General features: G+C 72.4%; 9 protein-coding genes. 6 read left to right on the forward strand and 3 right to left on the reverse strand.

All coding sequences use genetic code 11. From position 1 onward, the window contains the following. Nucleotides 1–152 precede the first annotated feature (152 nt). Together ACIO9J_RS16395 and ACIO9J_RS16400 are read left to right on the forward strand one after the other, a co-directional pair. A complete protein-coding gene (locus tag ACIO9J_RS16395; protein ID WP_401998974.1) occupies nt 153–695 on the forward strand; it encodes an RNA polymerase sigma factor in 543 nt (180 codons plus the stop codon). A gap of 1 nt (nt 696) precedes the next feature. Continuing rightward, nucleotides 697–1461, forward strand: a complete 765-nt coding sequence (locus ACIO9J_RS16400) for a hypothetical protein (RefSeq protein ID WP_401998977.1) — start codon at nt 697–699, stop codon at nt 1459–1461. 72 nt (nt 1462–1533) lie between these two features. Here ACIO9J_RS16400 and ACIO9J_RS16405 read toward each other — a convergent pair whose 3' ends face one another. Together ACIO9J_RS16405 and ACIO9J_RS16410 are read right to left on the reverse strand one after the other, a co-directional pair. Continuing rightward, nucleotides 1534–4818 (reverse strand): S8 family serine peptidase, encoded by a 3285-nt coding sequence (locus tag ACIO9J_RS16405; protein ID WP_401998979.1) that lies wholly within the window; start codon nt 4816–4818, stop codon nt 1534–1536. A gap of 223 nt (nt 4819–5041) precedes the next feature. Next, nucleotides 5042–5593, reverse strand: coding sequence for a CGNR zinc finger domain-containing protein (locus ACIO9J_RS16410; protein ID WP_401998982.1), 552 nt, complete (start codon nt 5591–5593; stop codon nt 5042–5044). Nucleotides 5594–5718: 125 nt separating this feature from the next. On the opposite strand from ACIO9J_RS16410, the gene ACIO9J_RS16415 reads away from it, so the two are divergent. The 4 genes from ACIO9J_RS16415 (at nt 5719) to ACIO9J_RS16430 (ending at nt 10797) form a co-directional block, all read left to right on the forward strand. Then, the gene (locus ACIO9J_RS16415; protein ID WP_401998985.1) at nt 5719–6186 is read left to right on the forward strand and encodes an NUDIX hydrolase; all 468 of its coding nucleotides are present in this window, start codon (nt 5719–5721) and stop codon (nt 6184–6186) included. Nucleotides 6187–6443: 257 nt separating this feature from the next. Beyond that, on the forward strand, nt 6444–8267 hold the full coding sequence (locus tag ACIO9J_RS16420) for a TIGR03767 family metallophosphoesterase (protein ID WP_401998987.1): 1824 nt from the start codon (nt 6444–6446) through the stop codon (nt 8265–8267). A 129-nt stretch (nt 8268–8396) separates the two neighbouring features. Next, complete coding sequence (locus tag ACIO9J_RS16425; RefSeq protein WP_401998990.1) at nt 8397–9551, forward strand: serine hydrolase domain-containing protein; 1155 nt, start codon at nt 8397–8399, stop codon at nt 9549–9551. A gap of 76 nt (nt 9552–9627) precedes the next feature. After that, a complete protein-coding gene (locus tag ACIO9J_RS16430; protein WP_401998993.1) occupies nt 9628–10797 on the forward strand; it encodes a serine hydrolase domain-containing protein in 1170 nt (389 codons plus the stop codon). 159 nt (nt 10798–10956) lie between these two features. Here ACIO9J_RS16430 and ACIO9J_RS16435 read toward each other — a convergent pair whose 3' ends face one another. Continuing rightward, nucleotides 10957–12012: a hypothetical protein gene (locus ACIO9J_RS16435; RefSeq protein ID WP_401998996.1), complete on the reverse strand. Its 1056-nt coding sequence runs from the start codon at nt 12010–12012 to the stop codon at nt 10957–10959. Nucleotides 12013–12229: the final 217 nt, after the last annotated feature.

The raw sequence follows: 12229 nt of genomic DNA on the forward strand, positions 1-12229 counted from the left end.
CCCGGTGACCCCGGCCTGGGCTTGCCCCATCATGCGTCTGTCCAGGGCCGCGTTGTCCAATCCATTGTCCGAGGTGCGGGACGCCACATTCGGGGCGAACGTTTCGGGCCGCCCCCGCGTCGTAGGACAAACGCGGGGATCGGAGGGGCACATTGCCGCGCAGGAAAGTGCGCCGCGCGTCACAGGCGGGGGCCGTGCCACGGGGGGCGGATCCGCTCGACCCGGCCCAGGAGGACCGGGTGCGGGCCGTGCTCGCGCTCGGCGGCGTGCCCGGGACGGACCTGGCCGACGGGGTGCAGCAGGTCCGCCTCAAGCTTCTGGAGCGGGCGGCGGACGGCCGCGAGGCGCCGCGTGACGTGTCCGCGTGGGCGGCCGTCGTCGCCTCCAACCTGGCCATGGACTGGCACCGGGCCCGGCGCAGACAGGAGCGGCTCGGGGAGCGGCTCGCGGTGCTGTGGCGGGAGGCCGTCGACGAGGACGGGGCGGAGGCGCGGGCCACCTCGCTGGCCGTCGCCGAGGGCCTCGGGGAACTGCCGGACGCCCAGCGCCAGGTCGTCGTGCTGCGCTTCTACGCGGATCTGCCGGTCCGGGCGATCGCGGACGAGCTGGGCATACCGGAGGGCACGGTCAAGAGCAGGCTGCACACGGCGGTACGTCTCCTGCGGGCGCGGCTGCACGAAGGGGAGGTGGTGTGACGTGGCCGGGCACGACGGGGACTTCGACGCGCTGATGGCGGCCCTCACGGACGAGCCGGTGCCGGACGAGGCACTGCGCGACCCCGCGTTCGCCGCGGCGCACGCGGCGGCAGTGGCGGACGTCACGCTGCTGCGGGAGCGGCTCGGCGCCGTCGGCGACGCGCTCGCGGCCGCGCCGGGTGAGACGGTGGCGCCGCGCGGGACGGTGGCGCCCGTGGTGCCGGTCAGGGCACCGCGCCCGGCAGCCAGGCACCGCCTGACCGTCGCCCTCGGTGCGGTCGCCGTGACGGTGGCCGCGGCCCTGGTCGGCGGGCTCGCCTGGCTCGCGGTGGACGCCGGGGAGGGCATGAGCAGTGACACGGATTCGGCGAAGGGGGCCGCGCCCGACAGCGGGAACGACGCGGGCGGCGGGTCCGCCGACGTGACCCCCGAGGGTTTCGTGGCGTGCTCGCGGCTCATCGTGGAGGGCACGGTCACGGCCGTCGACCCGGTGCCCGGCGATGCGCGGGACCGGATCACGGTCGACGTGCGGCGGTATCTGAAGCCGGGGTCCGGTCCGCGGACGATCACGTTCCCCATGAGCCACGACGTGGACCCGCGCCTGCGCGAGGGCGACGACGTCCTGATCACGATCCCCGAGAACGCGACGGAGCCCGACAGCTGGGCCCTCGGCGAGGACCGCGACCGGCTGCGCGCGATGATCCTCAAGGCCCTGCCGAAGTCGACGGAGATCCGGTGCGACGGAGGGGCGGGGCCCGGCGACTGACCGGCGCGCGGGCGGGTCGGCGGCGATCGCCGGACGGGCTCGTCCGAGCCCGTCCGGCGATCGAGGCCACTGTTACGGCGTGACCTTCTCGACCTTCACGCTGCCGCTGCCGGCGACCGTGCCGCCCGCGTTCAGGAGCGACACCTCGCCGAACAGCTCACGGCCCGCGGCGGCCGGGGCCTTCGCCTCGACCTTGGCGTCGACGCCCGCCGTGGCGCCGTTGGCGAGCTCGACCTTCTTCGACTCGTCGACGGTGACCCGGCCGAGCGCGTCCGAGAAGAACACGTCACGGTAGTCGTACGCGGTCGTGCCCGAAGGCACCGAGTAGCCCGCGACCTCGATCGTGTACGTACCGGCGGCCGGCTTGGTCAGGCTGACCGACTCCTCCGAGTCGCCCTCCGCCGAGGAGCCGACGACGACGCCGTCCTTCTTGACGGCCAGGTCCAGGTCGGCCGCGACGTCGGCGGTGGAGCCGATGGCGACGTCGAGACGCTCCGCGCCCGCGGGCACGACGACCTCGGTGACCTGCGTCTCACCCTGCTTGATGCTGGGCCGCGCCGACTTGGCCGAGCCGAGCGAGCCGCCCTTCAGCTTGCCGCTGACGGCCGCGAAGTTGTTCGTGGCCTTCCAGGAGACGGGCGCCGGCGTGCCGACCTTCGCCTCGGGCAGCGTCTGCACGGCCGGGTCGAAGGCGACACCGAGCGCGGCGACGTTCAGCTTGTACGGGTTGTCGAGCAGCGGCGACGTGCGGCGCGACTCGACCTCGACCTCCCAGACACCGGCCTGCGGGTCCGCGTACGAACGCAGGTCCGGGCGGCAGGTGTTGGCGGGGTTCTCGTAGTTCGGGTAGCAGACGGTCGACGAGGTGGAGTCGAGCGGGACGCCGTACGGGTGCACCGCGATGAAGCGCGTCTGGCTCTTGTCCTTCAGGCCGCCGAGGGAGACCTCAAGGGACTTGGCGCCCTTGGGGACCGTCACGAAGTACGACGTGGTGCTGTTGCGCTGCGTGGAGCCGGACGCGGAGAACGTGTACGACGGCTTGGCCAGCGGCGGCGCGACGACGACGGTCGACATGATCTGCTGGTCGACGCCCTCGGTGCGCTCGTCGTCCACGGTGAGGATCGCGCTGTGCAGCCCGGCGGATTTGGCCTTCGCCCGGACCTTGACGGTGACCGGCTTGTTCAGCGGCAGCGTCACCTCGTCCTTGCTGAGGAGCTTGAACGTGCCCTCGTGGTTGTTGACCAGGTCCAGCTCGTGACGGACGCCGCGGTCGGGGCCCGAGGTGCGGGTGATCGTGACGTCGTACGTCCGCTGCTGGCCGGTCTTCAGGCCGCCCTCGCGGTCGTAGATGCCGGTGCCGGGCTTCTTCAGCTCCTGCTCCAGGGCGGTGTCGACCGGGGCCTTCACCGTGTACGTGTGGGCCTTGGCGCCGTCCTCGATGGCGTCCCAGGCCTCCACGATGTCGATGAGACCGGTGCCCTGCGCGTACGCCTGCTCGCCGCGGATGTCGCTCGCGGTGGAGGTCAGCGCGGTGCGCAGCTTCGCCGGGGTCAGGTCGATCTTCTCGCGCTTGGCGGCGGAGAGCAGCAGCGCCGAGGCGCCCGCGGCCTGCGGGGAGGCCATCGAGGTGCCCTGCAACATCGAGTAACCGGCGGGCAGTTGGTAGCCCGCCTCGGCGACCGGGGCGCCCGGCAGCCAGGTCTGCGTGGTGTTGATGGCCGATCCTGGCGCCGAGATGATCGGCGCGAAGCCGCCGTCCTCACGCGGGCCGCGCGAGGAGAACGGCATCATCGCGTACTTCTTCTCCACCTGGGAGCCGTAGTTGGCGGCCCAGGTCTCCTTGGAGATGGCGGCGCCGACCGAGATGACCTTGTCGGCGAGGCCGGGGTCGCCGATGGTGTTCGCGCCGGGGCCCGAGTTGCCCGCGGAGATCACCAGCTGCACGCCGTACTCGTCGATGAGGCGCTTGTAGAGCTCGGCGCGCGCGTTGTTGCCGTCGTTGAGCGCAGGGAGGCCACCGATCGACATGTTCACGATGTCGACGCCGCGCTGGGTGACGAGGTCGATCATGCCCTCGGTGAGCGCGACGTTGGTGCAGCCGCCGGTCCAGGTGCAGGCGCGCGAGGAGACCAGCTTGGCGCCGGGCGCCGCGCCGTTCATCTTGCCGCCGAACAGGCCGTTGGCCGCGGTGATGCCCGCGACGTGCGTGCCGTGCTCGGACTCGATGACGCCGATGTTGACGAAGTCGGCCTTCTTGCCGACCCAGTCGCCGCCGTACGGGTCGGTGGGTACGTCCTTGCGGATCTCGACGACGAACGGGACGCGCTCGACGACGTCGGTCGCCGGGTCGTCCTTGCCGAAGTAGGCGACCTGGTGGTCGTCCTTGTACGGCTTGAGGACCTCGTCGTCGGTGAAGTCCTTGTTGTCGTTCAGGTCGACGCGGACGGTCCCGGCCGCCGGGTCGTACAGGACGCCCCAGCTGTCGGTGGTGTCGCCGTCGCGGTTGATGTCGCCCTTGGCGTCGCCGCCGGTGGTGGCCGACTCGCGGAAGCGGTTGACCTGGAAGGAGCCCGCGGGGGCCTTCCACGTCTCGCTGTCCCAGGTGAAGACGGGACCGGTGACGGGGTTGGTCATGCGGCGCCAGGTGCCGTCCGCGTCCACGATCGGGTCGGTCGCGGTCACCCAGTCGGTGATCTTGCGCTCGCCGGTGGTGGTCTTCTTCAGCGCGGGGTGGCCCAGGTCGATGCCGGAGTCCAGGATGCCGATGGTGATGCCCCGGCCGTCGGCCTTCGGGTGCTCCTTCACGAAGTCGACGGCGCCGGTCTCGGCGGACGGGTTGTACGGGTTCTTCGCCGGGGTGTTCCTGCCCGGACCCGCGTAGCTGCCCTTGGCGGCCGGCTTCGCGCCCTTGGCGCGGTCCGCGGCCGGGGTCGGGTCGTCCAGCTCGATCTCGTGGCGCAGGTCGATGCCGTGCACGGACGACAGCTTGGCGGCCGACTTGATCGCGGCGTCGGCCTCGGCCGTCGGCACGGTCGCGCGGACGTAGCCGAGCTTGTCGTAGGTGCGGCCGACCGAGCCGCCCCTGACGGCGTCGAGCCGGTCCGCGACCTGCTCGGTGGCGCCGGGCGCGGTGGCCACCATCATCGTGACGGTCTTCTCGCCGTCCGCCTTGGCGTCGGCGAGCAGTTCGGCGTCGGCCGAACCGAGCTTGTCACCCGTGGACTTGGGGGCGGGGACGGGCGTGCTGTCCGCGGCGAAGGCCATCGGGGCGGCCCCGGTCGCGCAGAGCGCGGCCGTGAGACCGACGGCTATCGCGAGACGGGGCGCGCGTCTGGCGCTGGAACTGGATCTGGGCATCGGCATCCCTGTGCGTGAAGGTCGGGAAGGAGGGTCGATACGGCCCCGGGTTCCGGGTGGTTCCGGAATCCGGGGCCGGATGACCGCTCAGCCTTACGCAAGTGACAGCTGTTTGGGGAGAGTTGTCCGAGCTGTGATCGGGGCATGACGTAATTCCGCCATACGCCATGACGGACAAGGCGGCGTATAGGGGGACTTGGGAAGGGAACTGTTTCCGGCCCTGTCACGTCTCGCGCGAGCGCGCGTAGTGTCGCGAGGCCTTCGCGCGGTTGCCGCAGGCGGCCATCGAGCACCAGCGCCGGGTGCCGTTGCGCGAGGTGTCGAAGAAGTGCAGCACGCACGCCTCGTGGGCGCAGCGGCGGATCCGGGCGGGCGCGGTGGCGAGCAGCCGCAGATAGTCGCGCGCCGCGAGCCAGGCCGCGCCCCACGCCGGGTCCGCGAACTCGGGCTCCTCGCCGGGCCCTTCACCGGTGAGCCGGGCGCGGATGCGCCCGTGCGCGAGGACCTCGTCGACGCGGGCGGCGGCCGCCGGGTCGCCGGGGGCCGCCACGGCGCGGGCGAGCGCGGCGCGGGCGCTCAGGAGGTGCTCCAGGGTCGCCCCGTCGGCGCCGAAACGGTCGTCGAGCCCGTTCGCCGCGAGCCAGACCGCGAGCCCCTCGGTGTCCGTGAGCAGGTCCTGGCGGCCGCCTTCGTGCGTCCAGACGGTGTTGAGCAGATCGAGGGAGAGCGGCTCGCCGACGAGCGGGCGGGGGTCGGACGGGGCGGTGGCGGCCATGGGGGCTCCCTTCGGGTGCTAACCGGTCAAGAGTACGTGACCGGTTGAAGACCTCGTCTTCCGGGGGAGCGCCCCGCCGGGGCGGAACAGGAGCGAAACCCCGGCGGAACGCCTAGCGTCAGTTCGTGCAGAAAGAGCTCCGGGTGGCGGCCTACGCCGTATGCGTACGGGACGGCCGCGTGCTGCTGGCCCGCTGGGTGGCGGGCGACGGCAGCAAACGGTGGACGCTGCCCGGCGGCGGCATGGACCACGGCGAGGACCCCTACGACACCGTGATCCGCGAGGTCGACGAGGAGACCGGCTACATGGTCCTGCCGGTCACCCTCCTCGGCATCGACTCGCTGCGCCGCCGCTACCCCCGCAGGCTCGGCGCCGTCGCCGACTTCCACGGCCTGCGCATCGTGTACGAGGGCCGGATCACCGGCGGCGAACTGCGCCACGAGACCGGAGGGTCCACGGACCTCGCCGCCTGGCACCCCATGGAGTCCGTGCCGGACCTCGACCGCGTCGGACTCGTCGACATCGGCCTCGAACTGTGGCGCGCCCGCCCCGCCGACGGCCACGGCGACCACGCCGACGACCACGGGCGCTGAGCCCCCGATGTGCCTTCCCTTCCCCGGAAGATGAACACGGAGTGACCGCCTCCTCTCCGGCCGGAGAGGGCCACGTGACCGCGCAGGGTGCCGGCTGATCCACGTACGGTGATCGGCGTCACGCGTTGCGGTCTCGTTCACGCGCAGGTCACCCCCGCTGCCAACGATCCAGTACGAGCGGGGAGTTCGCAGGCCGAACCCGGGCCCGAGCCCCCCGCGACCACTGCCGACGCGTTCGCACTTGGGGAGACCGCGCCATGCCGCGCACACGCTCTGTCGCCACCGCCACCGCCACGGTCGAATCAGGTGCCGCCGCCACGACGACCGACGCCGCCGTGACCGGCGCCACGGCGCGGCTCGACCGCCGCGCCCTGCTGGCCGCCGCCGGGGCGGTCACCGTCTCCGCCGGCATCGCCTACGCGCTGGGCCCCGGCGCGGGCTCGGGCAACGCCGCACCCGCCGGGCACGCCTCCGTGCCGCGCTCCCGGCAGGCGCCCGCCGCGCCCCTCGCCCCCTACCGGGGCGGCACCACCCTGCTCACCGCGGCCGCCGCGCGCGGCACCTCGGGCTACCGGCGGCTCGGCGACGGGCCCGCCTGGGGGCGCGTGGTCCGCGGCGACCTGGCGGCCGCGAAGCCGGGGCGCGAGGGGCGGCGCACCGCGCTCGCCGCGTTCGTCCAGTTCACCGATCTGCACCTGGTCGACGTCCAGCACCCGCTGCGCTACGAGTATCTGCGCGCGCAGACCGCGAGCGCCTGGCGTCCGCAGGAGTCCCTCTCGGTGGCCGGCGCCGTCTCCCTCGTCGAGCGCGTCAACGCGCTGCGCGGCGCGCCCGCCACCGGCGCGCCCCTGCACTGCGTCGTCACCACCGGCGACAACACCGACAACAACTCCCGCGGTGAACTGGACTGGTTCCTCAAGGTGATGAGCGGCGGCCGCATCACCCCCAACACCGGTGACCCGCGCCGCTACGAAGGCGTCCAGGACAGCGGGCTCAAGCTCTACTGGCACCCGGACGACGCCGTGCGCGACGCCGACAAGCGGCTCGGTTTCCCCCGGCTGCACGGCTTCCTCGACGCCGCGATCCGCGAGGTCAACAGCCCCGGCCTCGCGCTGCCCTGGTACTCCACGGTCGGCAACCACGACGCGCTGCCCGGCGGCTGCTGGGCGCCCAAGGACGCGTACTTCACCGAATTCGCGGTCGGCGGGCGGAAGTTGATGTCGCTGGACGAGTCGCGCGGCGCCGCCCTGTGGAAGGCCGTCAAGAAGGGCCGCGATCCCAAGGGCGACCACTTCAAGGAGCTGCTCAAGAGCGAGGCGCGGCGGATGCGGAACGTCACGCCCGACGAGTCGCGGGCGCCCTTCACCCCCGCCGAGTACATACGGGCGCACCTGGACCCCGCCCACAAGGGCCGGGGCCCCGTCGGCCACGGCTACACGCAGGAGAACCTCGCGTCCGCCACCCAGTACTACTCCTTCCGCATCAGCGACGACGTGCTCGGCATCAGCCTGGACACCACCGACCCCGGCGGCCACTACGAGGGCTCGCTCGGCACCTCCCAACTGCGCTGGCTGGAAAGGGAACTGGCCGCCAACGAGCGGCGCGACGGCGGTCCCTCGTACGTCATCGTCCTCAGCCACCACACCAGCAAGACCATGCGGAACCTCCGGCACGACCCCGCACGGCCCGGCGAGGCCCGGCACGGCGGCGACGAGATCCTCGCGCTGCTGGGCCGCCACCGATCAGTTCTGGCCTGGGTCAACGGCCACAGTCACAAGAACGACATCACGCCGCACCAGACCCCGCACGGCTCCTTCTGGGAGGTCTCCACGGCCTCCCACATCGACTTCCCGCAGCTCGCGCGGGTGGTGGAGATCAGCGACAACCACGACGGCACGGTCTCCCTCTTCACCACGCTCGTCGAGTCCGCCGCCCCGCACCGCACGGACTTCGCCGACCTCTCGCAGACCGGCCTCGCCGCGCTCTACCGCGAACTCTCCTTCAACGCCCCAGGTGCGAAGCCCACGCTGGGCGGCGAGGCCGGGGACAGGAACACGGAACTGATCCTCAAGAAGCGCTGATCCGTCCGCTCCGGCCGAGGCGCCGGCGGATCGGCCGAGACACGCTCAACCCGCGTACCCCTGTCAACCTCCGCACCGGGCGGCCCAGTCCCCCCTGTCGACCACGATCGACACCGGAGGGGGCACCACATGTCCGTACGGAGAGGCCGCGTGCTGGGCACGGCGGCGATGCTGAGCACGGCGCTGGCGCTGACGACCGGAGCGCTCGCCGCACCGGCGTCCGCCGCCGCGGGGACCGACCGGCACGAGGCGACCCGGCGGGCGCTGGACGGCATCGTCGCGGAGGGCGTGCCCGGGGTGACCGCCCAGGCGCGCGACGAGCACGGCCCCTGGAACGCCGCCTCGGGCCTCGGGGATCTGAAGCGCGGCACCCCGCGCGGCGAGCACGACCGCTTCCGGGTCGGCAGCATCACCAAGACGTTCGTGGCGACGGTGCTGCTCCAACTGGAGGCCGAGGGCAGGATCGACCTGGACGACACGGTGGGCACGTGGCTGCCGGGCGTCGTCGAGGGCAACGGGCACGACGGGGACCGGATCACCGTCCGCCAGCTCCTCAACCACACCAGCGGGATCGCCGAGTACACGGACGACGACGAGTTCGTACGGAAGGTGTTCGGCAAGGGGTTCTTCAAGCACCGGTACGACACCTGGACGCCCCGGCAGCTGGTGAGACTGGCCATGCGGCACAAGCCGACCTTCGAACCCGGCACGGACTGGAGTTACTCCAACACCAACTACGTCCTCGCGGGGATGATCATCAAGAAGGTGACGGGGAACAGCTACGGCGACGAGATCAGGCGGCGCGTGATCGCACCGCTCCACCTGAACGCCACCACCGTCCCCGGCACCAGCCCCACCGTGCCGAAGCCCAGCTCCCGCGCCTACGGCAAGCTCCCCGCCGACCCCGAGGCCAAGGTCCACGACGTGACCGAGCTCAATCCGTCCGCCGCGGGCTCGGCGGGCGAGATGATCTCCGACTCGGCGGACCTGAACCGCTTCTACGCGGCGCTGCTCGGCGGCAGGCTGCTGCCGGAGAAGCAGCTCGCCGAGATGAAGACGACGGTTCCCGTCGAGGACAAGGGCGGCTACGGACTCGGCCTCATCGGGCTGAAGCTGCCCTGCGAGGGGACGGTCTGGGGCCATGAGGGCGGCATCCACGGCTCGTCGTCCCTGGCGCTGACGACCCCCGACGGCCGGCACTCGCTCGCGCTCAACATCAACGGCGACTGGGCGGGTGACGTCGGCCCCGCGGTGAAGGCGGAGTTCTGCCCGAAGGAGCGGTGACGCGGGCACGTTCGGCACCCATCAGCACCCGTCGGCGCGACCGGCAAGGCAACGGGAACAGAACAGAGGAGAGCACATGACCCAGCGCAGAGGCCGCCTGACGGGCGCCGCGGCGGCACTGACGGTGACGCTCGCGGCGGGCGCGCTCGCGGCCCCCGCGTCGGCCGCGACCCCGCGGTCCGGGCACGGCGACCACCGGCACGCGGCCACCCAGCGGGCGTTCGACGGGGCGGTGAAGGAGGGCGTGCCCGGCGTCACCGGGGAGGCGAGGGACAAGTACGGGACCTGGAAGGGCACTTCGGGCCTCGGTGACCTGGAGCGGGGCATCCCGCGCGGCAAGGACGACCGCTTCCGGGTCGGCAGCATCACCAAGACGTTCGTGGCGACGGTGCTGCTCCAGTTCCAGGCCGAGGGCAGGATCGATCTGGACGACGCGGTGGGCACGTGGCTGCCGGGCGTCGTCGAGGGCAACGGGCACGACGGGGACCGGATCACCGTCCGCCAGCTCCTCAACCACACCAGCGGCATCTTCGACGCGACGCGCGACGAGGAGTTCCAGCGGAAGGTGTTCACCAAGGAGTTCCTCAAGCACCGGTACGACACCTGGACGCCCGAGCAGCTGGTGAAGATCGCCATGGGGCACGCGCCGGCCTTCGAGCCCGGCGAGGGCTGGCAGTACAACAACACCAACTACCTGCTCGCCGGGATGATCATCAAGAAGGTGACCGGGCGGACGTTCGACAAGGAGATCAAGCGGCGCATCATCGAACCGCTGGGTCTTGAGGCGACCAGCGTCCCCGTGACCGACCCCCGGGTGCCCGGTCCGCACAGCAAGGCGTACTCCAAGCTGCACGGGGAGGCGCAGGACCCGACGTACGACCTCACCGAGCTCAACCCGTCCGTGGCGGGCTCGGCGGGTGCCGTCATCTCCGACGCCGCCGACCTGAACACCTTCTACGCGGCGCTGCTGGGCGGCGAGTTGCTGCCCAAGAAGCAGCTCGCCGAGATGAAGCACACCACCCCCGTCGACAAGGACGACCCCTTGGGGCCCGGCTACGGCCTGGGCCTGGAGCGGCGCGAGCTGTCCTGTGGACAGGTGATCTGGGGCCACGACGGCGACATCCACGGTTCGTCGAACTTCGCGGTGACCACGCCGGACGCCCGCCACTCGCTGGCGTACAACTTCAACGGTGACTGGGCGGGGGAGCACGACCCGGTCCTGGAGGCGGAGTTCTGCGACAAGTAGGCGGCGAGCGGCCGCGATCGGCAGTCGGGCGGCGCGGCGCGCGCGGACGTGCGAAGGGGCGGCACGAGCGCGTGGACGTGCGAAGGGGCGGAACCCGTGACCACACGGTGTTCCGCCCCTTCACTCCCCTCCTGCGACCGCTGCCGTACCGCGCCCCCGTTATCTCGGCAGCACCACCACGTACGCCGCCGGGTCCCGGTCGGTCGACGCCATCAGCGCGGTCCGCACGACGGCGGCCTGCTGCTCCAGGGAGTCCCGCAGCTTCTTCGGCGTGACGTGCACGACGGTGATGCCGAGCCGCTCCAGATGCTCACGTTTACGGGCGTACTCGGACCAGAGCGCGTCGTCGTCCTGCCGGAAGCCCTGGCGCGGTGCGCGGGTGTCCAGTTCCACGGCGACGGCCTGGTCGGGCCAGTAGGCGTCCACGCCGCCGAGGTGCGGGCCGCCGGGCAGCCGCAGGTCGACGTTCCACAGCGGGTCGGGGAGTCCGTACTCGGCGACCATTCGGTACAGCCGGTCCTCGGCGATGGCACGTCCTTCGGCGAGCAGGGAGTCGACGGCGTCCACGACGTGGGGCCGGGTCAGGAGCCGCGCGTGGTTCAACTCCCGCACGATCGCGGCCGGTTCGCAGTGCCCGCCGCGCACCGCCTCGGTCAGCAGCCGCCGCACCGCGCCCGCCTCGGCGAGCTGGGCCACCGCGTCGGCGATGGCGCGCGGCACGGGGGCGACCGGAACTCCCGTGATCTGCTGGGGAGTCGGCATCGTGTGGCTGCGCACCAGCCGGGTGAAACCCACCGAGCGCAGTCGCCGGGTGCGGGGTACGAGGACGTCGATGCGGTCCAGGGAGAGCAGCGGGGGCGCGGAGGAGAAGCGGTGCAGGGAGAGTGCCGCGAGGCCCGTGATCATCGCGTCGGCGTACGCGGCGTGCGGCTCGCCCGCGCCGGGCTGGGCGGGCACGGCGCGGGCCGCGCGGACCGGCGGGCGCCCCGCGTACAACAGGGCGCCGTGCAGCCGCTCCTCGCTGGTCGGCGGGCCCGGGTGCAACAGGCAGACGCCGGGCAGGAGTTGCTGCCAGGGGCCGCCGGGCCGGCAGTGGGCGCCGGCGTCGGCGGCGGAGACGCCGTGCTCGCCGAGCTGGGCGGTGCTCATGACGCGGAGCGGGGCTTCGGCGAGGTGCTGGAGGGGGAGGGGCGACAGCGGGGTGTTGTGGTTCATGACCCGGTCGTTCCCGCGTCCGGTCCCCCCGCTAACCGCTGTTACACGCCCGTCGACAAACCCGGACAAGCTCGCCCTAAAGCACGGACGTTCGACAGCCGATGATCCATGGCTCCCGCCGAGGGGTAGGGCCCCCGCGCAACTCCCCACGGTCCGGGCCCATCCCACCCGCCCCGAACCCCACGCGGCTGCCGCCCCCGCCACCCGGGCGCCCCTA

Source organism: Streptomyces sp. NPDC087300 (genome assembly GCF_044744425.1).
In the GTDB taxonomy this organism is placed as follows: Bacteria; Actinomycetota; Actinomycetes; order Streptomycetales; family Streptomycetaceae; genus Streptomyces.